A 23,234-nucleotide genomic window follows, 5' to 3' on the forward strand; every position below is an offset into this window, starting at 1 on the left:
ACAAACATGCAAATCAATGTGCAAGGCGCAGACATCTACGCCTACACCGGCGGCAAGGCTTTCGACGCGGCCAAGCCCACGGCCATTTTCATCCACGGTGTGCTCTGCGATCACAGTGTCTGGGCGCTGCAAAGCCGCTACATGGCCAATCACGGCTGGAACGTACTGGCCGTCGATTTGCCTGGCCATTGCAAAAGCGGCGGCCAAGCACCGGAATCCGTCGATGAGGCAGCAGCCTTCATAGGCGCGCTGATGGATGCGGCAAACCTGCAGCAAGCTGCACTGATCGGCCATAGTTGGGGCAGCCTGATTGCCATGGAGACTGCGGCCAGGCTAAAGAACCGCATCAGCCATCTGGTGCTGGTGGGTACGGCCTTTCCCATGAAGGTCTCGCCCGCACTGCTGGAGTCGGCCCTGAACACGCCCGAGAAGGCCATACAGATGGTCAACACCTTCTCGCGCGCCACGCTGGCACCGCCCAATGGCGCAGGCAGCTGGGTGTTTGGCGCCGGCATGGCCCTGGGCCGCCGCGTGCTGGCCAGCAACACTCGCACGAATCTGCTGCATGCAGGCTTCAAGGCCTGTGACAGCTATGCAGGTGGCGAAGCAGCCATGACGCAGGTCACCTGCCCGCTTCTGTTCGTGCTGGGCGAACAGGACCAGATGACACCGCCCAAGGCCGCAAAAGGCTTGATAGAAGCCGCCAAAGGCGCGGGCAAAGCAGTCAAGGTGCAGGTGATTCCAAATGGCCACAACCAGATGACGGAGTCGCCCGACGCGACGCTGTTTGCGATTCGGGATTTTCTGGCTGCATGAGCCATTAAGCTTGGGCCATGAGCCAAACCTTCCAGCACCACGGCCAACTGGCTGCCGCCTGCGCCGAATGGGCCAAGATATCACTGACCGGTTTGCAGCCCCGGCGCAATGTCAACCTGAGCGATAAAAAAGCCGACTGGAAGGAGGCACTGAGCACGCTCAAGCGCTTTGCCGGCAGCGACAGCTATAAAGCGCCCCAGGATTTCAAGGCACATGCCGCACTGGAAAACTGCTGGAAATGGAAGGAAGTAGGCGCGCAAGCGCGCTGGCTGCTGATCTACGGCATCGATCTTGGTCTGAGCGGCGATGTGCTGCGCCCCATCTACCAGGAAGTGGCCGCGCTGTGGATTGACGCTGCCTCAGTGGCAGAGCATGCACGCGCCTGCATGGCGCAGGAAACCGGCGAGGACTATGGCGTAGCTGCGCCAGTCAACACACGCACTGATGATTACGCTATTGCCGTGACCCTGCTGTCACTGGCCACACTGCTGGATGCTCAGGACGACGTCCCGGCGATTGATGAGCATGTACTGGCCTTCGATACGGACCAGTTGCTGGATTATCTGTGCGCCGGCGGTCTGCAGCTGCAGCAGGTCAGCGAGGAGCTTTTCCACAAACGCCCTTATGGCGCCATGAAGCCTTTCTTTGAACAGCTCGAAGCCCTGCCTGACCCATTGTTGCCCTATCTGCAAACCCAGTACCAGGAGTTTCACAGGCTCTCGCCCAAGCAGCAGAAAAAAGGCGGCCCATGGCTGGGCACGGGCTACTGGGCGCTGGAGGTCGCAGCCCTGGCCGTGCTCTACGACTGGGATGACAGCGCCCTGCGCAGCAGCCTCCACTATCCGGCCGATCTGGTCGACTACGCCCGCGGGCGACTGGCTCAAACAGAGTCAGGCGATTCTTGACAGAAAAGCGGCGATGCGGCTGCTGATGCGCTCGGGCAGCTCGCGGTGCGGCACATGGCCTCCGCCGGCAATGATTTCCGCCTCGCAAGGGCCCTGCGCCCAGGTGCAGATGTTCTCCGGATGCACGAGGGAGCCGAATTCATCGAGCTCGCCGTGAATCGCCAGCACCGGGCAATGCACCTGTTTCAAGGCTGCATCCAGCCGGTAATGTGCAAACGGCGGGCTCAGCCAGGTGTCCACCCAGGCCGACAGCACCCAGGCTGCCTTGTCGCCATGGTAGCGAGCGAGTCGCTCCAGCTGGCCGGGCTGGGCAAAGCTGTCGCGCGCCGCCCTGATGCCCTGCAAGGTGCGGTCTTCGACAAAGCTCTGGGCCGATTCGGTAATCAATGCCTGGCATTGCCGCCCATACACAGCTGCCACCATGGCCGCCATGCCACCGCCCACGCTGTGTCCCAGCATCACGAAATCGCCCAGGCCCAGCGCCCGGTGAAGCGGCGTGAAGCCGGCCTCGACCTCGCTTTCCACAAAACTCGGTTCAAGCCGATGCGGATTGGGGTCTGAATGGCCGAAGCCCAGGCGGTCATAGGCAATGACTTCACGCCCGGTGGCCGCGGCCAGCTGCGCGGGAAATTCGCGCCACAGATCCACGCTGCCCAAAGAGTCGTGCATCAGCACCAGCGGCGCCCTGGCCGCCCCGTCCTGCGCTTGCCAGCGTTTGACATGGAGCTGCCCGCCGGGCGCCTGAACACGGGTTTCACTGGAGCTGATCACAACGGGCGGCATGGTGTCGTCAAGCATGGGCAGGGTCTGGGTTGAATGGCGATGAGATGTGCGGCTACCTTAGCAAGAGACCGCTCATGGCAGCTCGGCCAGAAGCTGGAGTGGCCGCAAAGATGGCAAATCTGGCCGATTTTGAGCAGTCTTGCCGTATATAGCCTGTCGTTCAGGTGACGAAGACCTCCGACCGCAACTTGCAGCACTCGCTAACCCGCTGGCCTGAGCATGCGGTCGGCAGTATAAAAACAGCATCCACTTCACCGGGGGTTGCCATGTCACAGACCACGACCTCAGAGCCGGACGGCGCTGCCAAGGCCAGCGTGGACCCGCGCCAGTTCAAGAGCTTTGCCGAGTTCTACCCCTTCTACCTGGGCGAGCACAGCAACGCCACCTGCAGGCGGCTTCACTTCATCGGCACCAGCCTGTCGCTGGTGTTTCTGCTGGCGCTGTTCCTGACGGGCGACTGGTGGTATTTGCTCGCAGGCCTGATCTGCGGCTATGCCTTTGCCTGGGTCGGGCATTTCGGCTTTGAGAAAAACAAGCCCGCCAGTTTCAAGCGCCCGCTCTACAGCTTTCTGGGCGACTGGATGATGTGGCGCGACATCTTGCTGGGACGCACCAAGATGTAGTGCCACTTCCCCTCCGAAGCGTGCCCGCTGGCCTGCTTTGCGGGCAGCGAATCGGCCGTCCGGCCTTGAGTGCAGATATTCATAGATGTCCTCCCACCGCCATCAAACTCTATGAATATTTCCTCCAGGCACGGCAATCAGCTCGGCTACGGTCATGGCATCGAGCTGGGCACGCTGCCACAGCGGCCGCACGGCCTCTGAAGGCTCGAGCAACAGGCTCTGCACCAGGGGCTCGACCCGCGTGGCATGCGGATCGACCAGCAGCACATAGCGCGGCTCGGTGCTCTCCAGCGACACATAGGCATCGGGCGGCTGCACGGCCCCGACCCAGTCGAGCTTGGCCAGCGCCTGCAGCACGGGCTGAATCTGGGACGCTTCCACACGCAGGCGCCGCGATAGCTGATGCACATACAGCCCCTTGTGCGGCAGCTCACGCTCCTTGGCCAGGCACTGCAGCACCTCGACGGCCAGCTCGAACTGCCAGCCCCGATGTCCTGTCAGCCGTTCCACCCCGGCAAGCACCGTGGGCAGATAGGCCGTGACCAGCGCCCCCAGCAGCACAATGCTCCAGGCCACATACATCCAGATCAGCAAAATGGGCAGCGTGGCAAACGCGCCGTAGATCACCGAGTAGGTAGGAACCGATGACAGATACAGACCCAGCACCTTCTTCGCCACTTCCATGAACACGGCCACAAACACGCCCCCCACCAAGGCATGGCGCCAGCGCACCGGCGTGTTGGGCACATAGTGGTAGAGCCCGGCCATGCCTGCGGCCAGCACCACGAACTCTATGGAATCAAAGACAAATCGCAGGCTGCCGGGCAGTGCATTGACCAGGCCCTTGGACGCCGACATCACATAGGACGACAGCACCAGGCTAAGGCCCAGCAGCAGCGGCCCCAGCGTGATGGCAGCCCAGTAAATCAGCACCCGCTGGCCCAGCGGCCGCAACTGGCGCACGCGCCAGATGTTGTTGAGCGTGCGGTCGATGGTCAGGATCAGCGCAAGGGCCGTGACCATCAGGATGGAGAAGCCGACCAGGCCCAGCTGACTGGCCTTGGAGGCGAACTGCGTGAGATAGCCCAGCACCTGGCGCGCAATGGTCTCGGGAATCAGGCTGTCCATCAGCCAGCGCTCCAGCACCTTCTGCGCCTTGCCAAAGATCGGGAAGGCCGTGAACAAGGCCAGCGCCACGGTAAAAAACGGCACCAGCGCCAGCAGCGATGTGAAAGTAAGACTGCTGGCGGTCACGCCCAGACGGTCTTCCTTGAAGCGCGCCAGCAGCACCTGGGCCGTGTTGTGCCAGGGGAAGGTACGCAGGCGCTGCTGCGCACGGCGGCTCCTGCGGCGCAAGGCCGTCTTGAGTTCCTCCTGGCTGGGCATCTGGGGCTTGGGGATACGCCCGGCCAGATCCTTGCAGCTAGCCGCCAGCGCCCTGGCCTTGTCGAGTCTGCTGCTGCGCAGGCTCTCGGCAACGCGCTCCGAGCTGTCGCCAGGACTGTCTGTTGTGCCTGAAACAGAAGCATGCATCGCTTTTTGATCCTGGGCTTGCGTTGCATTCGGCATTGAAGAGCTGGTCCAGCCCTGAGCTCCCGTGCTGAATGCCGCCGCAGGCGATACGGCAGGAGCTGGCACGGATTCGGGCCGGGCCGAATCGTTGCCAAGATCGGGCATGGGCTCGAACACCGGCTCCAGCGGTAGGCCCGGACCATCGAGGCTGGGTTCCTGGCGCTGCTCGAACTGTCTGAGCTCGGCTGCAGCAGGTGAGGCCGCCGACGCCGGCGATGCCGCACGGTCCCGATCTTCCGTCACCGGCCTGGCTTGCTGTGCCTTGCCTTCCAGCGCAGCCCAAAAGCCGGCACGCTCGTTTTTCTTCATGACGGCGCTCCTTCACGAACGCAAAAGGAGGACGGGTGCTGCGCAACATCAAGCGCAGAACGCAAAACAAAACAACCGGATTCAAACAGAGCTGGCATGACCGATATGATGCCACTGCTATGACCGACGCCCTCTCGCCCCAAGCCGCCGAAAACACTTCTTCACCAATCCAGCAGCCCGGCTCCGACGTGGCCGCCACGCGCTGGTTGGCCGTGGGCAGCCTGCTGGCACTGATGCTGCTGTGCGTGGCCTGGGAGCTATGGCTGGCACCGCTGCGCGAAGGCGGCACCTGGCTGTTTCTCAAGGCCCTGCCGCTGGCGTTTGCCGTGATCGGCCTGCTCAAGCGCCGCATGTACACCTATCGCTGGCTCAGCCTGCTGGTGTGGCTCTACTTCACCGAAGGCGTGGTGCGGGCATGGAGCGATGCCGCGCCCAGCCGCTGGCTGGCGCTGGCAGAGGTGGCGCTGTGCGTGCTGCTCTTCATCGCCTGCGCAGCCCATGTACGCCTGCGCCAGCGTGCCGTCAAGGCGGCCCGGCTCAATCAGGCGTGATGCCTTCAAACTGCGCCAGCGTCCGCACCTGCGCCGCCAGCGCATCGAATAGCAGCTGGGCGGCCGGCGACAGCGCACGGCGCGGACGCTGAATCAGCAGCGTGCGGCGCAGAATGCGCGGCTCGTCCAGCAGGCGAAAGCCCAGGTCGCCCTGCAGACCCAGCAAGGGATGGCGCGCCGTCAGCGCCGGAACGATGCTGACACCCAGACCCAGGCTCACGGCCTCGAACAGCAATTGCGGATTGGACAGGCGCAGCGGTGTCTGCAGCAGGTTCTGCGGCATGCCCGGGGCCGAAGCCAGCAACTGGCTGATGGCGGTATCGGTGGTCAGCCCCACAAAAGCCAGATGAGGCAGTTGGGCCAGATCGGCCGCCGTCAGCCGCCCCGCCTGCAGCAAAGGCTCATCGAGCCTGGCCACCAACCCCATGGCATCGCTGATCAGCGGCTGGGTCAGCAAATCGCCGCCTGCCGGGTGCGCCGCTCCCACGCCGAAATCCACGCTGCCGGCCTGCACGCGCTGGGCGATGCCTTCGGCGCTGTCCTCGATCAAGTCGACCTCGATGCCCGGATGCCGGGCCCTCAAGGCTGGCAGCACCGGTAGCAGCAACACCGCCAGCACCGACGGAGCGGCAGCAATGCGCACCTTGCCGCGGCGCAGAGCGGCCAGATCGCCAAGATTCTGAAAGCCCTGCTCAAGGGTCTCGAAAGCCTGACGCACATCGAGCAAGAAGGCCTGACCGGCGGCCGTCAACCCCACGGTGCGCGTGGTGCGGTCAAACAGCCGCAGGCCCAGGGCATCTTCCAGCTGTCGAATGGACTCGGACAGGGCCGACTGCGTCAGGCACAGCTCGCGTGCCGCTGGGGCAAATGCGCCCTGGCGCGCCACCTCGTCAAAGGCGCGCAACTGGCGCAGGCTGACATTATTCGGAAAAACCGGCATAACCAAGCAATTTATTTCGATTGTCCCGTAGTCTGCCATGCTCTACGCTTGGGGCTTCATGGTTTTCCTGCAGCCGCCCCCCTTGCCTGGCTTAGGATTTCCGTCTGTCTCCCCTCTCTGCCGCCCCTGCTGCGGCCTGCTTGCCATGACTTCCACCGCTTTGCTTGAATCCCTGCGCCAGATTGTGGGCGCCACCCATGTGCTGACCGACGGCGACCTCAGCGCCTACGAACAGGACTGGCGCAAGCGCGTGCACGGCAAGTCCCTGGCCGTGGTGCGTCCCGGCAACACGGCCGAAGTGGCAGGCGTGGTCAAGGCATGCGCTGCAGCCGGCGTACAGATCGTGCCCCAGGGCGGCAATACCGGGCTTTCCGTAGGCTCCACCCCCGACGACAGCGGCCAGCAGGTCGTGCTCAGCCTCACGCGCCTGAACGCCGTGCGCCATATCGACAAGGACAATCTGACCTTCACCGTCGAAGCCGGCTGCATTTTGCAGAACCTGCAGGAGCTGGCCGACCAGCAAGGCCTGCTGTTCCCGCTGTCGCTGGCCGCCGAAGGCAGCTGCACGATCGGCGGCAATCTGGGCACCAACGCCGGCGGCACACAGGTGGTGCGCTATGGCAACACCCGCGATCTGTGCCTGGGCCTGGAAGTGGTGACGCCCCAGGGCGAGATCTGGGACGGCCTCAAGGGCCTGCGCAAGGACAACACCGGCTACGACCTGCGCGATCTGTTCATCGGCAGCGAAGGCACGCTGGGCATCATCACCGCCGCCACCATGAAGCTGTTCCCGCAACCAGCGGCCCAGCTCACGGCCTTTGCCGCCGTCCCCTCCATGGAAGCCGCCGTGCGCCTGCTGGGTCTGGCGCACCAGCATCTGGGTGCAGGACTGACGGGCTTTGAAGTCATGGGCCAGTTTGCGCTGAGCCTGGTCGTCAAGCACATGCCGCAGTTGCGCGTGCCCTTTGCCGACATGGGCGACGAAGCACCCTACTGCGTGCTGCTGGAGAACAGCGACAGCGAGTCCGAGCAGCATGCGCGCCTGCGCTTCGAGCACTTGCTGGAGCTGGCCTTTGAAGACGGCTGCGTGGTCAACGCCGTGGTGGCGGAAAGCCTGACCCAGGCCCATGACCTCTGGCATATCCGCGAGAGCATTCCCCTGGCCCAGGCCGAGGAAGGCCTGAACATCAAGCACGATATCTCGGTCGCCGCCTCGCGCATTCCCGCATTTGTCGAGCATGCCGACGCCGTGCTCAAGCGCGAGATTCCCGGCGTGCGTCTGGTCAACTTCGGCCATCTGGGCGACGGCAATCTGCACTACAACGTGCAGGTACCCGAGGGCGAGGACGGCAAGGCCTTTTTGCGCGACAAGGAGGCCCTGGTCAACCACCTGGTCTACGAGGCCGTGGACGCCTTCGGCGGCTCGTTCTCGGCAGAGCATGGCGTGGGCGCACTCAAGACGGACAAGCTCGAAAAATACCAATCCCCTGTTGCCCTGCAGATGATGCGCGCCATCAAGCAGGCACTGGACCCGCAGGGCATCATGAACCCCGGCGTGGTGCTGACGCGCGGCTGATCCTGGCATCGCCGACCAAAAAGCCCTGCATTGCTGTGCAGGGCTTTTTGCATTGATAGGGCTTTAGCGAGAGGCAACGATATTGCGCAGCATGTTCTCCACCGCGCTGGGCCAGGGGATGTCTGCGCCATCCACATCGGTGAATACGGTCTGCCTTCCCTCGCTGAGCAACCAGACACGCAGGCCGTTGCGTACAGGATCAATCACCACGGCGGCCATTTCCTCGCCCCCCTGGTGCTGGCGATTGCCCATCACATACAGCAGGTCTGCGGAAGGCTCCAGCGGACCCAGGGCCTGCAGGTTCTTGAGCAGCGTGTCGTACTGATGGCCCATCAGCGTCTTCAGCCGCTGGGCCAGCACGCCATCCTTCACATAGTCCACGCCATCCCAGCGGTACTTGCCCTGCAGCGGCCTGAGGCTGTCCAGGCTTGGCTCGCCGTCCTTGGCCACATGGGGAACACGCACTTCCTCGATGGAGACCGTGGCCGCCTCCTCGATCTGCGCCATGGCAGCGGGCGGGGCCGCCGCCGCAGCAGCCGCTGCCCGGACATCCTCTGCAGCGGCGGTGGGAGACGGGGCCTTGGTCTTGTCGCAAGCGACCAGCAAGGCCGCAGCGGCCAGGGCAACCGCCGCGGTGCTCACAAAATTGCGTGACATGAACTCACTCTCCTTGTTCGGCTCGGTTGTTTTCCATGACATTGTGAAGCCAGCTGCAGCAGATTCGAGGCTGTCAGGGCCGCAGGACGGGTCATTGACAGCGGGCAACTCGGCATGCTCCGGCACGTGGCACACTTCGGCTATCGCGGCCCTGCGGGCCCACCCTCTTCAAGAGCTGCGGCACCTTGTGTACGCTGCCAGCACAGCCAGTCTTTGCCAGTCTTTGACCGCTTTTTGCACCATGAACTCCAGCACCTGCACCCTGCGCCCCGTGCGCTGCCAGTACGAAACCTTTATGCGCCATGTGTTCGAGCACGGCGCGTCCAAGACCGACCGCACGGGCACGGGCACGCGCAGCGTGTTCGGCTATCAGATGCGCTTCAACCTCAATGAAGGCTTCCCCCTGGTCACCACCAAGAAGGTGCACCTGAAGTCCATCATTCTGGAGCTGCTGTGGTTTCTTCGCGGCGACAGCAATGTGAAGTGGCTGCAGGAGCGCGGCTGCACCATCTGGGACGAGTGGGCCGACAAGCAAACCGGCGACCTGGGCCCGGTCTACGGCGTGCAATGGCGCAGCTGGCCCAAGGCCGATGGCACGCATGTCGACCAGATTGCCGAAGTCGTCAAGCAGCTCAAGAGCAACCCCGACAGCCGGCGCATCATCGTCAGCGCCTGGAACGTGGCCGAGCTGGACCAGATGGCGCTCATGCCCTGCCACTCCTTCTTCCAGTTCTATGTGGCCGACGGCAAGCTCAGCTGCCAGCTCTACCAGCGCAGCGCCGACATCTTCCTGGGCGTGCCCTTCAACATCGCCAGCTATGCGCTGCTGACCCATATGCTGGCCCAGCAATGCGGCCTGGAAGTGGGCGACTTCATCTGGACCGGCGGCGACTGCCATATCTACAACAACCACTTCGAGCAGGTGCAGACCCAGCTGTCGCGACAGCCCTTCGCCTATCCGACGCTGAACATCAGGCGCAAGCCCGACTCCATCTTCGGCTACGAGTACGAAGACTTCGAAGTGCTGGACTATCAGCACCATGCCGGCATCAAGGCGCCTGTGGCGGTCTGAGCCGCCCCTTCGGATCACTATAAAAATCAAAGCTGCTTGCGCTTTCCATCCTGCGATTTCAAATACTTTCATATCTGAAGTCAATGAATAGCAAGCGCCAGCAGCTTCATTATTGATAGCTATGGCCATTCAACTCATCTATGCCCGCGCGGCCAACGGCGTCATCGGCAAGGACAACACCATGCCCTGGCACCTGCCGGAAGACATGGCGCATTTCAAGGAACTGACCCGTGGCTGCGCCGTCATCATGGGCCGCAAGACCTGGGACTCGCTGCCGCCGCGCTTTCGTCCCCTGCCAGGCCGCAGCAATATCGTCGTCACCCGCCAGGCCGACTGGCAAGCCGAGCCGGCATCCGACCAGGTTCTGCGCGCCGCCAGCCTGCCAGAAGCGCTGGAGCTGGGCCGCAAGCTCTCGCAAGACGTCTGGGTCATCGGCGGCGCGCAGATCTATGCCCAGGCCCTGCCGCTGGCCGATGCCGTGGAAGTGACCGAAATCGGCCGCGACTTTGAAGGCGATGCCTTTGCCCCCGAACTGGGCGAGCAGTGGCAAGCCGTAAGCCGCAGCGAGCATGTCTCCGCCAATGGCCTTCCCTACTGCTTTGTGCGCTTCGAGCGCCGAGGCTGACCCTTGTCTCGTGCCGTGCGGGATCGCATCCGCACGGGGCGGCCAGCAGTCCGGCAAGAGACAAAACTCTCTTGCCCTCGCGGTGTTGCGTTGCAACAATTGTCAGCTTCATTGCATGACAGCCGTATGACAATGGCAAGGCAGCCTGCTGCTGCCTGAGCCCTCCAAACCCGCAAGCCTATCGCCTTTCATCATGAGCCTAGTCCAGCCCCTGCCCCCTGGCGCCCTCGATATCGTTGGTGATATCCACGGCGAATACGCCGCGCTGGTGCAATTGCTGGGCCATCTGGGCTACGACCTGCAGGGCAATCACCCCGAAGGACGGCGACTGGTGTTTGTCGGCGACTTCTGCGACCGCGGGCCGGACAGCCCTTCGGTGCTCGCGCTGGTCGGCGCCATGCTGGCCTCGGGCACGGCCCATGCGGTGCTGGGCAACCATGAAATCAATCTGCTGCGCGAAGATGCCAAGGATGGCTCTGGCTGGTTCTTCGACAGCCGCATCGACTCCGACCAGCCCAAGTACGCACCTTTCGCGCGCATGCCGGCCGAGCAGACTCCCGCCATGCTCGAGCAGCTCGGCCTGTTGCCGATCGCGCTGGAGCGCGAGGATCTGCGCATTGTTCACGCCGCCTGGAGGCCCGAACAGATCGCCATGATTCGCCAGCTGCCCAGCGGCAGTGCACGCGCTGCCTACGACCACTTCGAGACGATTGCCGAAGAACAGTCCGTCGCCCAGTGCGTGGCCGAACGCATGCGCCAGGAAGCGCTGAGCTGGCCCTACAGCCTGGAAGACTATCGCCACGAGCCCCCCTTTTTGCAAGCGCACAGCGAAAACGAGCTCAACAAGGCCATGGTCAACCCTTTGAAGGTGCTGACGGCCGGCGTGGAGCGCGAATGTCGCAACCCCTTTTACGCGGGCGGCAAATGGCGTTTTGTCGAACGTGTGGGCTGGTGGAATGAATACGAAGAAGCGCCCGCCGTCATCGTCGGCCACTACTGGCGCCGCCTGCGCCCGGCCGACGCGCCCGCGCATGGCTCGCAGTTTGAAAACCTGTTTGGCGCAACGCCCCCCCTGTCATGGCATGGTCTGCGCGGCAATGTGTTCTGTGTGGACTATTCGGTGGGTGCCCGCTGGCTAGACCGCCTGCGCGGCGACAATCCCGTGCAGCGCAGCAAGCTTGCCGCCATGCGCTGGCCCGAGCGCGTACTGGTGTTTGACGACGGCACACAGGCCATATCGGAGAATTTCGAGCAGGCCGTGGTGCTGCGCGATTGAAGCCATCTTCCACGCCTGGCATGCCTTGCAGCGACAAGACAGCTCTCGCCTGGGCAGCGCCTTGCCAATGCCTGAATCCAGGTCTGGGCTCCAGCCTATTTCGCCGGCGGCTGCCGCGCATGCTGCACCCACTCCTCAAAGGCAGATCCATCCGGCAGCACGCAGGTATTTCGATCAGCTTCCGTCCCCTTCTCCGTGTGCAGCACCCCGCCCTGCTTTTTGCAGTTGGCTTCCGAGGGGTTGCCAAAATTGACGGAAACCGATTGCGCGCAGCCGCTGACTGCCGCAACGACGATCATCATCCCTGCCAGGCTTGAAGCATGTTTCATGCGTCCAATGTAGCAAACCCCTTCACATCGGGCTTCAGGCCCGCAAAGGCCACGCTCCGCCACCGCAGGGATCACGGCGCACAGCCTTGCCGGCGCCAGAGAGGGCCAGGCTTGCTATGCTGTCAGTCACAGTGAAAAAAATGCCCCCAAGGGCTCAGTTCGAGTAGCTAGGCTGGTAGCCAGAGGCCTTTTTCAAGAATCCGCCCCCTTGGAACCCGCATGCAATAAGGAAAGTTGAAGAAGATGAAAATTGCCACCTGGAATGTGAACTCCTTGTCCGTACGGCTGCCGCAGGTGCTGGACTGGCTTGCCGCCAACCCCGTCGATGCACTGGGACTGCAGGAACTCAAGCTCACCGACGACAAGTTCCCGCACATGGCGTTCGAGGAAGCTGGCTACAAGGCCGTCAGCCACGGCCAGAAGACCTATAACGGCGTGGCCTGGATCACTCGCGACACGGGGCGCGATGTGGTGCGCAACATCCCCGGGCTTGACGACGAGCAGGCCCGTATCATTGCCACGACCATAGACTCGCCAAACGGCGAAATTCGTCTGATCAACGGCTACTTCGTCAACGGCCAGGAACCTGGCTCGGAAAAATTTGCCTACAAGATGCGCTGGCTGCAGGCGTTGCACGATTGGATCCAGAACCAGATGGCGCTGCATCCGCGCCTGGTGCTGGTGGGTGACTTCAATGTGGCACCTGAAGATCGAGACTCCTATGACCCCGTCGGCCTCAAGGACACGATTCATCATACGGTGGAAGAACGCGACCATTTCCAGCGTCTGCTGCAGCTGGGCTTGAGCGATGCCTTCCGCATGTTCGAGCAACCGGAGAAAAGCTACTCCTGGTGGGATTACCGCATGCTGGGCTTTCAGAAGAATCGCGGCCTGCGCATCGACCATATTCTGGTCAGCGAGGCTCTCAAGAGCAAGGTCAGCGCCTGCAGCGTGGATCGTATTCCGCGAAAGAACAAACAGCCCAGCGACCACGCCCCCGTGATTGTCACACTGGACTGAGGCGCTGCGGATCAAACGGCGCCATGGCTCAGCCACTGCAAGGCCTGCAACTGGCCGCGCAACAACATCACATGGCGTTTGAGCAGCTTGGCGACTTTGACCGGCAAATCCAGCTGAACAGCGTGCTCCGTGTGCTCCAGCCAGGTCTGCAAGCGCCGCAGCACATCCATCCAGGTTTCGGCCACCGTCTCTCCCAGGTAGTCAAGCCATGTCTTGCGCACTCGCTCCAGCAGACCGCCCTCATTCAGGGCCAGGGATAGCGGGGCCACCGGAACACCATCAAGAAGCTCCTCCAGCTCGGAAACCAGCTTGTGTGAATCCCGGGAGAAACGACGCAGGGCATCGACAGCCATGCTGGAGTCCGCAGTCGTCAAGAACAGCCTGGAGCTTTGCGCAAAACGCAGTCCTGCCTGTAACGCCAGAGCAAGACTGTTCTTCGCCCTCTGACCCAGTACGACCTCCGCGCAAGGCTTGGACACGGGTGGAACAATCGCGCGGCGCCAGGCTGCCTTGACGGCTGCTCTGACCTGAGACCAGTCCAGCAGACTGCCCCCGCAATGCAGCGACCAATGCTGGCGTAGTTCGGCCTCCAGGGATTCGAAACTCCTGCTCCTCCCCGAAGCCGTCTGCCGAACCCGATATCTGCCGGCCTGCCAGCCCAGCAGATAGGCGGGGTAATACTGATCAAAGCTACGCCCCGGGACAAAGTAAGGCTCGCACATATAGCGCTCGTGCCAGAAGGCCTCCTCGGCCTCCGGCATCTGCAGCAATGGCGACAAGGTGTTCGCATCCCGCGGGAAAGACCCCGGTGCAGGCGGGAAAGTGATGGATAAAGGCAAGGCAGACAACGCAAACAGTCCAATCAACAAAAGGCCTGTTGATTGTTATCCCTGCGCCATCTGCCTCATGTCGTCAACCGTGATTGCACCATGTAGGACTAATAAAACTCACCCAGAGAGCAAGTAATCACTTCACCGATTCAATCAAAGTTCTCGTTCTCCAACCCCAGTTCCTGCAGCTTTCGGGTGATGGTGTTGCGGCCAATCCCCAGCCGGCTGGCGGCCTCCACTCTGCGACCATGCGTGGCGGCCAGAGCTGTTCGCAGCAACTGTGCTTCGAACTGATGGGACAGCTGATCCCATACATCGTGGTGGCCTTGCGACAGCAGCTCCTCGGCCTGCTTGCCCAACCCTTCCAGCCAGCCCTCGGTCAATGCCGGAGCTTCGTTCAAAGGCGTTGCCGCAGTGCCTGGCACGGACATGGCTGCCGCCTCAGGCAGGTTTGCCTTGGACTGATCCAGGCCCACACCACTGCTCAATGCACCGGCAAAGACTGCCGTGTTCATGGATGCAGAGCTGCCCAGCACTTCGGGCGGCAAGTCCTTGAGTGCAATCTGCTGGGCCGGAGCCATGACGGTCAACCAGTGACAGATGTTTTCCAGCTGGCGCACATTGCCGGGGAAGTTGAAGGCCTGCAGGCGGCTCATGGCGGCTGTGCTCATGCGTTTGGGCTCCACCCCCAGCTGACGCGCGCTTTGCTGCAGGAAATGCTGGGTCAGCATGGGGACGTCTTCCTTGCGCTCGCGCAACGCAGGCAGGCGCAGGCGAATCACATTCAGACGGTGGAACAAGTCCTCGCGGAAAGCGCCGTCCTTGACGCGCAGCTCCAGATCCTGGTGCGTCGCCGCGATCACACGCACATGGGCCTTGACGGCCTGATGTCCGCCAACCCGGTAGAAATGACCGTCGGAGAGCACCCGCAGCAGACGCGTCTGCAGCTCGAACGGCATGTCGCCGATTTCATCGAGAAACAGCGTACCGCCTTCGGCCTGCTCGAAACGCCCCCTGCGCTGGGTCTGCGCGCCGGTAAAAGCACCGCGCTCGTGACCGAACAGTTCGGACTCCAGCAGGTCTTTCGGAATGGCAGCGGTATTGATGGCTACGAACGGTCCACCAGCAACCGGAGAATGCTTGTGCAGCGCTCGTGCCACCAGCTCCTTGCCGGCGCCGGACTCCCCGGTTATCAGCACCGTGACATGACTCTGACTCAGTCTGCCGATGGCGCGAAACACGTCCTGCATGGCAGGTGCCTGCCCCAACATTTCCGCCTGCACCGGAGCCTGCACATCGGCCACCTCCTCGCGCTGACTTTCCTCCACGGCACGCCGGATCAGCTCCACAGCCTTGGGTACATCAAATGGCTTGGGCAGATACTCGAAGGCCCCGCGCTGGAATGCAGAGACTGCGCTGTCCAGATCGGAATAGGCCGTCATGATGATCATGGGCAGTCCGGGCTGCTGCGCCCTGACCTGCTCCAGCAACTCAAGGCCCGAGCCGCCAGGCATGCGTATATCGCTGACCAGCACCTGAGGAGCCTGACGCTCGGGATCGCTGTTGTCCACATCAGCCAGGGCCTTGAGCACATCGCGCGGCTGGGTAAAGCTGCGAATGGGCCAGCCTTCACGCCCCAATGCTTTTTCAAGCACAAAGCGGATGGAAGGGTCGTCGTCCACAATCCAGATTGGCTTCATTCGTGCAACATCCTTCCCTTCTTCTGCATATTGATAATGTCAGGCTTTATGGCAGCGGTATCAGGATTCGGAAATCCGTCCTCCCCGGCTGGCTCTCGCATTCGATCAGGCCATGGTGACGCTGCACAAAGGTCTGAGCCAGCGTCAGCCCCAGGCCGGATCCGCCGTCTCTGCCTGAAACCAAAGGATAGAAAATCCTTTCCTTGATGGCATCTGGCACGCCTGACCCGTTGTCGATTACATGCAATTCCAGTGCCAATCTGTAGCGCTCGCGCCCCAGAGTGACCTGTCTGGCCACACGCGTCCTCAGAATGATCTCGGCATCGCCCTCTGCAATGCGCCGCCCCAGCGCCTGGGCCGCGTTCTGAACGATATTGAGCAGGGCCTGTATAAGCTGTGCGCTATCACCTCTGAACTCGGGAATGGAGATGTCATAGTCACGCGTGATCTTGAGCCCCTGAGGGTGCTCGACCAGCACCAGCGAACGCACGCGCTCGCAGACCTCGTGAATATTGACATCGCCCACCTCATGCGGATGGCGATGCGGGGCCAGCAATCTGTCCACCAGCGCCTGCAGGCGATCGGCCTCGTGAATGATGACCGTGGTGTATTCCAGCAGCTCGGGCGTGACCAGATCCATCTGCAGCAGCTGTGCTGCCCCGCGAATGCCGCCCAGCGGATTCTTGATCTCGTGCGCCAGATTGCGAATCAACTCCTTGTTCGCCAGCGCCTGCTCTCGGATGCGCTCCTCGCGATCCTGACGGGCCTGCTGTTCCAGCGGCCACATCTCCACCATGACATGGCCGGCCTTCTCGGCCAGCGAAACGGCCGCGTGAATCGGCAAAGGTTCCTGCCCCAGACGCAGCAGGCTGGCCTCAAATCGCAGCGCAGCAAAGTCGTTGGAACGGGCGCCGCTGAGCGCCTTGTCCAGCAAGGCAGGCTCGGCAAAGCAGGTGGCGAAATCACTGCCCACCATGATGCGGCGCGACTGGCCCAGGGCGTTTTCCAGCGCCGCATTGACAAAGCGCACCATGCCGTACTCGTCAAGCACGGCAATCAGGGTGCAAAGCCAGTCCAGCGACTGGTAGCCGTGACCGTTGGCCTGATCTGGATCAGGCCTGGAGATATCGGGGAGCGGGGCTGCAGTGGAACTCATTCGATAGACCAAAAATGACCAGCCCCAGGGGCCGGATTAATTGACCGCAGGCAGCCGGTCCAGCTCTCGCCTGATGCCTGCGATATCACTTTCCTGGCGTGTGATATCGGCCTTCAGCTTGGCCACCCGCTCCGGGTAGCCCTGAGGATTGCGCAACTCCAGCGCCGTACGCACGGGGTTGCCATCGTTGTACTCGGCCTTCAGCTCGGCCAGTCTGGCCTGGGCCTTGTTCAGCTCGCCTTGCAGGATGGCTCGTGCATCGGAGTCACGCGCTTTCTGCGCGGCACTGTCGCTGCGGGCCGGCGCCGGCGCGCTCGATGCAGCGCTACTTGCCGGCTTGGGCTTGGCCGCAGCCGCAGCGGCGTTGCCACCCGAGGGCCTGGTGCCGTGAATCACCGTCACGCCACTGCCATCGACAGGCTTGCATCCCTTGGCCTTGGCCTGCGAAACATTGTTGGTGTACTCATTGCCGCAGCGGTAGATCACATCCTGGGCAGAAACCAGCCCGGATGCAAGACACAGCAGCGACAACACATAAAACTTCTTCATTCGGTCCTCTCAGGCAGACGGCGGCCGCAAGTCCGCAACACCCTGAGTATCGCTCCAAGCCTGCGGCTTTTATTGACTACTTGACCGCCACCAACCCGTTTGGTTCCTTTGCTGCTGCCCCCGCAGCAGCGGGTGTGCAATAAAAAAGGCGGCTTGCGCCGCCTTTTTTGACCTCTGCTTTACAGCGAGAAGTACATATCGTATTCGACAGGGTGCACCGACTGGCGATAGCGAGTCACTTCGCCCATCTTCAGTTCGATGTAGGCGTCCAGCATGCTGTCGGAGAACACGCCACCCTTGGTCAGGAACGCACGGTCGGCGTCCAGGGCTTCCAGAGCCTGATCCAGGCTGTGGCAGACGGTAGGCACCAGCTTGTCTTCCTCGGGAGGCAGGTGGTAGAGATCCTTGGTCGCGGCTTCGCCGGGATGGATCTTGTTTTCCACGCCGTCCAGGCCGGCCATCAGCAGAGCTGCGAAACCCAGGTAGGGGTTCATCAGAGGATCGGGGAAGCGAGCTTCCACGCGACGTGCCTTGGGGTTGCTGACGTAAGGAATACGGATGGAGGCCGAGCGGTTCTTGGCCGAGTAAGCCAGCTTCACGGGCGCTTCGAAGCCGGGAACCAGACGCTTGTAGCTGTTGGTGCCAGGGTTGGTGATGGCGTTCAGCGCACGAGCGTGCTTGATGATGCCGCCGATGTAGTACAGGGCGAAGTCGGACAGACCGGCATAGCCGTCGCCGGCGAACAGGTTCTTGCCATCCTTCCACACGGACTGGTGCACGTGCATGCCGGAGCCGTTATCGCCAGCGTAGGGCTTGGGCATGAAGGTTGCCGTCTTGCCGTAGGTGTTGGCCACGTTCCAGATGATGTACTTCTGCAGCTGCGTCCAGTCGGCACGCTCGACCAGAGTCGAAAAGCGTGTGCCGATTTCGTTCTGACCGGCGCCAGCCACTTCGTGGTGGAACACTTCGACAGGAATGCCGACCGCTTCCAGCAGCAGCGACATCTCTGCACGCATGTCCTGGGTGCTGTCGACTGGAGGAACGGGGAAGTAGCCACCCTTGACGCGAGGACGGTGACCACGGTTACCGGTTTCGAACTTGGTGCCGGTGTTCCAGGGAGCCTCGTATTCTTCGATTTCGAAGAAGGGGTTGTGAGGCTCGGTGCCCCAGCGCACGCCGTCGAAGATGAAGAATTCGGGTTCGGGACCGAAGTAAGCTGTATCGCCCAGGCCGGAAGCCTTCAGGTAGGCTTCGGCACGCTTGGCGATGGAGCGGGGATCGCGGTCGTAGGCCTTGCCGTCACCGGGTTCGATCACATCGCACTGCAGAATCAGTGTGGTTTCTTCGAAGAAGGGATCGATATTGGCAGTGTTGGGATCGGGAACCAGCTGCATGTCCGAGGCTTCGATACCTTTCCAGCCGGCAACGGAAGAACCGTCGAAAGCATGGCCCGAGGTGAACTTGTCCTCGTCGAAGTGCGACACGGGCACGGTCACATGCTGTTCCTTGCCGCGGGTATCGGTAAAGCGCAGGTCCACGAACTTGACCTCGTTATCCTGCACCATCTGCATCACGTCTGCAACGGTCTTCGCCATTAGATCTCTCCTGCCAACTTTGGCTGATCAAATAAAGAATGAATAGTATCTAGCAGTTTGCGTGCCAACTCGACCTCAGTGCCTCACAACAACATCTGCGCACCGAAACCGAGCCTTGGTGTAAAGATATTCGGCACAAGACATAAGCACTTAACAGAGCTGTATCTGCAAACTGCACCAAACAGACGCGCATTGTCTCACTGCCAGAGCACGTCTCACAGCTGCACCAACTTGGTGAACATATTTGCACCAAGATGGTGCATTTCTGAAATAAGATTGTTTTTGGTGCATGACACCTGATTCAACCTGCAGCAGATGCTGCTCAGCGAGCCACCGAAGCTGCAGCATCCGAATCATCTGCACCAGGTGCAAACGGGACCTGCGGGTCCGCAGCATTCGGCATGGTCTGCGCCCTCATCTGCTCCAGCGCAGCCAGGCAGAAGTGAGCAAACCACAGTGCAGAGAAGGCAAACACCAGCGCATAAATCCAGATCGCAATCGGAACCAGAATCCAGAAAGCGGCCAGGAACAGCAGCCCGGAAATCCAGACCACACCGGGTGCTGCGCCCAGATAGCCGCAGATCACCCCCATCAGGATGAGCGACATGCGGTGACGGGCAAAAAGGGCCCGGCGCTCGTTCTTGCTGGCATGCTCGGACAAGGCGTCAAATGCCATCACCCGGTAAGTGAGCCACCCCCAGATCAAAGGCGCCACCACCAGCATCAGCGGCGGGAACACCCAGAGCGGCAGAGTGACAAACAAGGCCAGCAGCGCAATCAGCGTGGAGCCACCCGACCAGATCAGGCTGGCGACGGTAGAGCCGCCATGTTTTTTCTCCAGCCCGGCAAAGCGTTTCTCGGCCACCAGCTGCGTCAGCACAGGCGCCATGAACAGACCCACCAGCAGCAAAACCAGCACCACGAGTACCGGCATTGCTCCCAACACGACAAAAATGGAAGCCACCACCTCCGAGGCATAACCAAGGCCCTGCCCCTGCAGCCATAGCCACAGGGAATGCAGCCATCCCACCCCGTCCAGCAGACTTTGCACCTTGAGGACCGCATCGGCCCAGAAGAAGTAACCCAAAAGCCAGGCCATCAAGGCCATGGCCAGCAGCGGCAAGAGTGACCAGACAATGACCCGCTTATGCAGGCAATACGCCAGGGCACGCCAAAAAGAGTCGAGTAGCAAGCTCATGCTGGCAAGCATACTCAAGGATTGACTTATGCGCGACCCATCAATCGCAGGACAGCCAGCCACTGCTGCGCCCAGAAGCCGCGGCCATAGTCGCGCAACTGTCCTTTTGCATTCGCTTGCACCTGGTCGCGAATGCCAGTGGGGTCATAGCGCAGATCAAAGTTGGCCGTGCCAAACAATATGTCCCACCAGGGCAGCAATACGCCGAAGTTGTTGCCATGCACCTTCTTGTTGCGTACGGGCGCCATGGGTTCGTGGCCAATACCGATGGCGTGGTGGCGGCGGTGAAAGCGCGGACTGATCCACAGGCGTTCGCCCAGCTGGCCAAACCAGATACGCACATTGGCATGCTGAAAGCTCTCGCTGAGCTGAGTCAGGGCCACGATGGCCACGAACTGCCCCGGAGCCACGCCAATCAGCTGTGCCACCAGCACGATGATGGCGTCATGGATCACGTCGTCGAGCAGGTGATTGCGGTTGTCGCTCCACACCGTCATCTGACGCTGCGAGTGGTGCACGGCATGCAGCTTCCACCACCAGGCAAGGCCGTGCTGACCTCGATGAATCCAGTACTCGACCAGATCGAAGACAACCAGATACATCAACAGGCTGACCCAGGCATTGTCCGTCACGCCCGGCCAGATATCGTCCAGATGAAAGCCAGGCATGCCCAAGACATGAAGCCTGCCCATGAGGGCATCCCACAAGGGATCGATCGTGAAGAACAATGCCAGCCGGAAAAATCCCAGCCGGTGAATCAGCGTGTAGAGGATGTCCACGCGAATCGCCTGGCGGTCCACCACGGGCTCGACCGGCCTCCAGCGCTGCAGCGGCACAATCACCGCGACCATGACCGCTATCTGCAGCAAGCCCACCAGCAGCCAGCCTGTGGCCGTGTAGCCATCTTCAAGCAGGTTCGCCATGCCGAAATGGAACAGAAACGGCTGAACCACGCCTTCAAACAAGCGTTGCTGCGCCTCTCCAAACATCTGAACCAACCAATCCACAACTCACTCCTCTTGCAGCACTCAGCGGTGCTGCGCAATCCAGCCCTGATACGCCGGATGCTCGGCCAGCGTACGAAAGCAAAAGCCCTTATCCAGCAGACCGACGATCAGTGGCTCCAGCACCGCCGGAGCCCAGGGGTCCTGGCGTGACCAGATGCCGAGGTGGGCCAGCAAGATATCGCCGCTGCCTATGTTTTTGAGTGCCTGGGCCAGCAAGCGTTCATTCGGATATTTGTCGCTGGGCAGCTCATCGCCCAGAAAGCCTGCCGGCGCCCAGCCCACATGCTGAAAGCCGCCCTGCTGCGCTGCAGCAATCAGCGCGGGCGATGTCTTGCCGCCGGGTGCACGATACAGCGGCAAGGTCTTGCGGCCCGTGATCTGGGTCAGCCGCTGGGCGGAACGGGCAATCTCCTGGCGGTATTCATCGGCAGATACCACATAGCTCTGACCGGCTCTGGGCCCGGCCGAGGGCTTGACCTTGAAATGTGTGACCTGGCCCGTGGTCTTGTCGCGAATATCGGCCAGCCAGTACATATGGTCGAAGGTATGGGATGCGAGCTGGTGACCTTCGTCGGCACGCGCCTTCCACCAGGGAGCCCAGAAATCACCCAGACTGCTGCCCCCCTCCTTCGTGGCCTCATTGGCCGCAAAGAATGTGACGGGTACCTTGTACTTTTGCAGAACCTGGGCGATCAACTGGGCTATGCCCATATGCCCGGTGTCGAAGGTCAGGTAGAGCGCCTTGGAGCAAGCGCCTGAAGCCATATTCTTTGCAGCTTCGGCAGCAAAGGCTGGAACGGCAGACAGGCCGCCGACCAGCGATCCGAGCATGAAACAACGTCTTTGCATCCACCCTCCTTGAGGTGGTCAACACGGAGACCAAGCCATCCCTGCCGTTTCGATGCAGCAGGGACAAGCACCTTAGCGCGCAGCGTGGGACAGCGTCCAGACACCGTGAGGCGACTTGCCCACATTGACCTGATTGACCACCTTCTTCTCCACCGTGTCGATCACCGACAGCTTGCGTGCCCAGCGCGAGGCCACGAAGATGTAGCGGCCGTCGGCCGAGACATCCATGCAGTCGGGGCCACCAGGCGCCGGGTAATTGGCAACGACCTGGCTGCTGACCATATCGATCTTGCTGATGGTATTGGCCACGCGATTGCTCACGTAAAGATGGCGTTCATCACCGGCGGCGCGAAAGGCATGGGCGCCGGCTGCCGTCTTGATCTGACCCAGGCTGCGTGGCTCGGGGCCGGTGATGTCGAACACTTCGACACCATCGCCGCCCGTCAGGCCGACAAACAGCTTCTTGCCGTCAGGGCTGCCATAGACGTCCGCAGGCATGGGGCCGGTGGGCACACGAGCCTTGATGGTCTGGGTGGCGATATCGATGGCCACCAAGGCGTCGCTGTCCTGCATGGTGGAGTACAAAGTCTTGCTCTGCGCGTCGATGAACAAATGGCTGGGCGTCTTGCCGGTGGAGACGCGCTTGACTAGCGTCGGCGTCTGCGTGGCCGCATCCCAGCGGTAAAAATCGATGTGATTGAGGCGGTTGGCAGCCGTGACAAACCACTTCATATCCGGTGAAAAGCGCAGGTGGTATGGGTCCACGATATCGCGGATCACACGCTGCACAGCTCCCGTGCGCGGATCCACCAGAGTCAGCGAATCGCCCAGTGCATTGGCCACCACCAGCGACTTCTCATCTGGCGTCAGATACAGGTGATGAGGCTCCTTGCCCGTGGGAATGCGCGACTGCTCCTTCCAGGTCTGCGGATCGATCACGCTGATGGATGCATCCAGGGAGTTGAGCACAAAGATGGGCGTAGGGCCTTGCACGGCACGCGCAGCCTGCGCGGGCTTGACAGCGGCTGGGGGCTGAGGCGCTGCACCAGCGGCCGGTACAGCAGCAGCGGGCGTGACTGCAGGCACTGCCGCGACCGCTGGTGCGGCTGCCTTCGCAGACTTGAAACCTGGCAAGGCCGAAGCCCCCAACCATGCCGCAGCGCCCACGCCCACGACCAATGCCACAGCAGCGCCAGTGCGCCCAATAGAAAGACGTCCCACAACCACCACCTTCTCAGAATCCATGCAGTGTAGCTGCGTCAATGCAGCCACTGCCAACACAAGCCTTCTGGTTTA

23 protein-coding genes are annotated in these 23,234 nt (G+C 61.8%); 9 read left to right on the forward strand and 14 right to left on the reverse strand.

The genetic code is table 11. The features are described from left to right. The first annotated feature begins 6 nt into the window (after positions 1 to 6). Positions 7 to 816 carry an alpha/beta fold hydrolase gene (locus NOX35_RS17920; RefSeq protein WP_182283517.1) on the forward strand — a complete coding sequence of 270 codons (810 nt, stop codon included), beginning with the start codon at positions 7 to 9 and terminating at the stop codon, positions 814 to 816. Between the two features lie 17 nt (positions 817 to 833). Beyond that, positions 834 to 1,721, forward strand: coding sequence for a PoNe immunity protein domain-containing protein (locus tag NOX35_RS17925; protein WP_256494207.1), 888 nt, complete (start codon positions 834 to 836; stop codon positions 1,719 to 1,721). Here NOX35_RS17925 and NOX35_RS17930 read toward each other — a convergent pair. After that, positions 1,707 to 2,519 carry an alpha/beta fold hydrolase gene (locus NOX35_RS17930; protein WP_256494208.1) on the reverse strand — a complete coding sequence of 271 codons (813 nt, stop codon included), beginning with the start codon at positions 2,517 to 2,519 and terminating at the stop codon, positions 1,707 to 1,709. The two genes, NOX35_RS17925 and NOX35_RS17930, sit on opposite strands and share 15 nt — an antisense overlap. Positions 2,520 to 2,770: 251 nt before the next feature. Here NOX35_RS17930 and NOX35_RS17935 point away from each other — a divergent pair, with 251 nt between their 5' ends. Continuing rightward, on the forward strand, positions 2,771 to 3,127 hold the full coding sequence (locus tag NOX35_RS17935) for a DUF962 domain-containing protein (protein WP_256494209.1): 357 nt from the start codon (positions 2,771 to 2,773) through the stop codon (positions 3,125 to 3,127). 102 nt (positions 3,128 to 3,229) lie between these two features. Here the strand turns inward: NOX35_RS17935 and NOX35_RS17940 are convergent, their stop codons facing one another. Then, positions 3,230 to 4,513 carry a YihY family inner membrane protein gene (locus tag NOX35_RS17940; protein ID WP_232538268.1) on the reverse strand — a complete coding sequence of 428 codons (1,284 nt, stop codon included), beginning with the start codon at positions 4,511 to 4,513 and terminating at the stop codon, positions 3,230 to 3,232. A 530-nt stretch (positions 4,514 to 5,043) separates the two neighbouring features. Between NOX35_RS17940 and NOX35_RS17945 the strand changes: the two genes are divergently transcribed. Continuing rightward, the gene (locus NOX35_RS17945) at positions 5,044 to 5,559 is read left to right on the forward strand and encodes a DUF2069 domain-containing protein (RefSeq protein ID WP_003063757.1); all 516 of its coding nucleotides are present in this window, start codon (positions 5,044 to 5,046) and stop codon (positions 5,557 to 5,559) included. Here NOX35_RS17945 and NOX35_RS17950 read toward each other — a convergent pair. Next, positions 5,546 to 6,499, reverse strand: a complete 954-nt coding sequence (locus tag NOX35_RS17950) for a LysR family transcriptional regulator (protein WP_182283522.1) — start codon at positions 6,497 to 6,499, stop codon at positions 5,546 to 5,548. The genes NOX35_RS17945 and NOX35_RS17950 overlap by 14 nt on opposite strands. 145 nt (positions 6,500 to 6,644) lie before the next feature. Here NOX35_RS17950 and NOX35_RS17955 point away from each other — a divergent pair, with 145 nt between their 5' ends. Beyond that, the gene (locus NOX35_RS17955) at positions 6,645 to 8,075 is read left to right on the forward strand and encodes an FAD-binding oxidoreductase (protein ID WP_182283523.1); all 1,431 of its coding nucleotides are present in this window, start codon (positions 6,645 to 6,647) and stop codon (positions 8,073 to 8,075) included. A 63-nt stretch (positions 8,076 to 8,138) separates the two neighbouring features. Here the strand turns inward: NOX35_RS17955 and NOX35_RS17960 are convergent, their stop codons facing one another. Further along, complete coding sequence (locus tag NOX35_RS17960) at positions 8,139 to 8,732, reverse strand: hypothetical protein (RefSeq protein WP_182283524.1); 594 nt, start codon at positions 8,730 to 8,732, stop codon at positions 8,139 to 8,141. A gap of 241 nt (positions 8,733 to 8,973) precedes the next feature. Here NOX35_RS17960 and NOX35_RS17965 point away from each other — a divergent pair, with 241 nt between their 5' ends. From NOX35_RS17965 to NOX35_RS17975, 3 genes are all read left to right on the forward strand, one after another. Further along, positions 8,974 to 9,804, forward strand: a complete 831-nt coding sequence (locus NOX35_RS17965) for a thymidylate synthase (RefSeq protein WP_182283525.1) — start codon at positions 8,974 to 8,976, stop codon at positions 9,802 to 9,804. A 121-nt stretch (positions 9,805 to 9,925) separates the two neighbouring features. Beyond that, complete coding sequence (locus tag NOX35_RS17970; protein WP_182283526.1) at positions 9,926 to 10,429, forward strand: dihydrofolate reductase; 504 nt, start codon at positions 9,926 to 9,928, stop codon at positions 10,427 to 10,429. Positions 10,430 to 10,622: 193 nt separating this feature from the next. Next, complete coding sequence (locus tag NOX35_RS17975; protein WP_182283527.1) at positions 10,623 to 11,705, forward strand: metallophosphoesterase; 1,083 nt, start codon at positions 10,623 to 10,625, stop codon at positions 11,703 to 11,705. A gap of 95 nt (positions 11,706 to 11,800) precedes the next feature. On the opposite strand, the gene NOX35_RS17980 is transcribed toward NOX35_RS17975, so the two are convergent. Next, positions 11,801 to 12,034, reverse strand: coding sequence for a DUF333 domain-containing protein (locus NOX35_RS17980; protein ID WP_232537990.1), 234 nt, complete (start codon positions 12,032 to 12,034; stop codon positions 11,801 to 11,803). 243 nt (positions 12,035 to 12,277) lie between these two features. Between NOX35_RS17980 and xth the strand changes: the two genes are divergently transcribed. After that, positions 12,278 to 13,054 (forward strand): exodeoxyribonuclease III, encoded by a 777-nt coding sequence (gene xth, locus NOX35_RS17985; RefSeq protein ID WP_182283528.1) that lies wholly within the window; start codon positions 12,278 to 12,280, stop codon positions 13,052 to 13,054. Between the two features lie 11 nt (positions 13,055 to 13,065). On the opposite strand, the gene NOX35_RS17990 is transcribed toward xth, so the two are convergent. From NOX35_RS17990 to NOX35_RS18030, 9 genes are all read right to left on the reverse strand, one after another. Next, positions 13,066 to 13,833 (reverse strand): hypothetical protein, encoded by a 768-nt coding sequence (locus tag NOX35_RS17990; protein ID WP_232537991.1) that lies wholly within the window; start codon positions 13,831 to 13,833, stop codon positions 13,066 to 13,068. Between the two features lie 200 nt (positions 13,834 to 14,033). Beyond that, positions 14,034 to 15,584 (reverse strand): nitrogen regulation protein NR(I), encoded by a 1,551-nt coding sequence (gene ntrC / locus NOX35_RS17995; protein ID WP_256494211.1) that lies wholly within the window; start codon positions 15,582 to 15,584, stop codon positions 14,034 to 14,036. Between the two features lie 46 nt (positions 15,585 to 15,630). After that, the gene (gene glnL / locus NOX35_RS18000) at positions 15,631 to 16,740 is read right to left on the reverse strand and encodes a nitrogen regulation protein NR(II) (protein WP_182283530.1); all 1,110 of its coding nucleotides are present in this window, start codon (positions 16,738 to 16,740) and stop codon (positions 15,631 to 15,633) included. 36 nt (positions 16,741 to 16,776) lie between these two features. Then, positions 16,777 to 17,289 (reverse strand): hypothetical protein, encoded by a 513-nt coding sequence (locus NOX35_RS18005; protein WP_182283531.1) that lies wholly within the window; start codon positions 17,287 to 17,289, stop codon positions 16,777 to 16,779. Between the two features lie 179 nt (positions 17,290 to 17,468). Further along, entirely contained in the window at positions 17,469 to 18,884 is a 1,416-nt protein-coding gene (gene glnA, locus NOX35_RS18010; protein WP_003077519.1) for a type I glutamate--ammonia ligase, read from the reverse strand. Between the two features lie 322 nt (positions 18,885 to 19,206). After that, the gene (locus NOX35_RS18015) at positions 19,207 to 20,094 is read right to left on the reverse strand and encodes an EI24 domain-containing protein (protein WP_182287254.1); all 888 of its coding nucleotides are present in this window, start codon (positions 20,092 to 20,094) and stop codon (positions 19,207 to 19,209) included. 14 nt (positions 20,095 to 20,108) lie between these two features. Next, complete coding sequence (locus NOX35_RS18020) at positions 20,109 to 21,089, reverse strand: sterol desaturase family protein (RefSeq protein ID WP_182283532.1); 981 nt, start codon at positions 21,087 to 21,089, stop codon at positions 20,109 to 20,111. 21 nt (positions 21,090 to 21,110) lie between these two features. After that, positions 21,111 to 21,938 (reverse strand): polysaccharide deacetylase family protein, encoded by an 828-nt coding sequence (locus NOX35_RS18025; RefSeq protein ID WP_182283533.1) that lies wholly within the window; start codon positions 21,936 to 21,938, stop codon positions 21,111 to 21,113. A gap of 72 nt (positions 21,939 to 22,010) precedes the next feature. Further along, a complete protein-coding gene (locus tag NOX35_RS18030; protein WP_182283534.1) occupies positions 22,011 to 23,183 on the reverse strand; it encodes a YncE family protein in 1,173 nt (390 codons plus the stop codon). Between the last annotated feature and the right edge of the window lie 51 nt (positions 23,184 to 23,234).

Origin of the sequence: Comamonas sp. C11, from assembly GCF_024496285.1 — a bacterium.
Classification (GTDB): domain Bacteria; phylum Pseudomonadota; class Gammaproteobacteria; order Burkholderiales; family Burkholderiaceae_C; genus Comamonas; species Comamonas testosteroni_F.

Bases quoted from the DNA above. Each gene is read 5' to 3' on its own strand.
- NOX35_RS17930 (WP_256494208.1), bottom strand. From the start codon at position 2,519: ATGCTTGACGACACCATGCCGCCCGTTGTGATCAGCTCCAGTGAAACC.
- NOX35_RS17950 (WP_182283522.1), bottom strand. From the start codon at position 6,499: ATGCCGGTTTTTCCGAATAATGTCAGCCTGCGCCAGTTGCGCGCCTTT.
- NOX35_RS18030 (WP_182283534.1), bottom strand. From the start codon at position 23,183: ATGGATTCTGAGAAGGTGGTGGTTGTGGGACGTCTTTCTATTGGGCGC.
- ntrC (WP_256494211.1), bottom strand. From the start codon at position 15,584: ATGAAGCCAATCTGGATTGTGGACGACGACCCTTCCATCCGCTTTGTG.
- NOX35_RS17955 (WP_182283523.1), top strand. From the start codon at position 6,645: ATGACTTCCACCGCTTTGCTTGAATCCCTGCGCCAGATTGTGGGCGCC.
- NOX35_RS17935 (WP_256494209.1), top strand. From the start codon at position 2,771: ATGTCACAGACCACGACCTCAGAGCCGGACGGCGCTGCCAAGGCCAGC.
- NOX35_RS18025 (WP_182283533.1), bottom strand. From the start codon at position 21,938: ATGCAAAGACGTTGTTTCATGCTCGGATCGCTGGTCGGCGGCCTGTCT.
- NOX35_RS17960 (WP_182283524.1), bottom strand. From the start codon at position 8,732: ATGTCACGCAATTTTGTGAGCACCGCGGCGGTTGCCCTGGCCGCTGCG.
- NOX35_RS17965 (WP_182283525.1), top strand. From the start codon at position 8,974: ATGAACTCCAGCACCTGCACCCTGCGCCCCGTGCGCTGCCAGTACGAA.
- xth (WP_182283528.1), top strand. From the start codon at position 12,278: ATGAAAATTGCCACCTGGAATGTGAACTCCTTGTCCGTACGGCTGCCG.
- NOX35_RS18005 (WP_182283531.1), bottom strand. From the start codon at position 17,289: ATGAAGAAGTTTTATGTGTTGTCGCTGCTGTGTCTTGCATCCGGGCTG.
- glnA (WP_003077519.1), bottom strand. From the start codon at position 18,884: ATGGCGAAGACCGTTGCAGACGTGATGCAGATGGTGCAGGATAACGAG.
- NOX35_RS17925 (WP_256494207.1), top strand. From the start codon at position 834: ATGAGCCAAACCTTCCAGCACCACGGCCAACTGGCTGCCGCCTGCGCC.
- NOX35_RS17920 (WP_182283517.1), top strand. From the start codon at position 7: ATGCAAATCAATGTGCAAGGCGCAGACATCTACGCCTACACCGGCGGC.
- glnL (WP_182283530.1), bottom strand. From the start codon at position 16,740: ATGAGTTCCACTGCAGCCCCGCTCCCCGATATCTCCAGGCCTGATCCA.
- NOX35_RS18015 (WP_182287254.1), bottom strand. From the start codon at position 20,094: ATGCTTGCCAGCATGAGCTTGCTACTCGACTCTTTTTGGCGTGCCCTG.
- NOX35_RS17970 (WP_182283526.1), top strand. From the start codon at position 9,926: ATGGCCATTCAACTCATCTATGCCCGCGCGGCCAACGGCGTCATCGGC.
- NOX35_RS17980 (WP_232537990.1), bottom strand. From the start codon at position 12,034: ATGAAACATGCTTCAAGCCTGGCAGGGATGATGATCGTCGTTGCGGCA.
- NOX35_RS17975 (WP_182283527.1), top strand. From the start codon at position 10,623: ATGAGCCTAGTCCAGCCCCTGCCCCCTGGCGCCCTCGATATCGTTGGT.
- NOX35_RS17940 (WP_232538268.1), bottom strand. From the start codon at position 4,513: ATGCCCAGCCAGGAGGAACTCAAGACGGCCTTGCGCCGCAGGAGCCGC.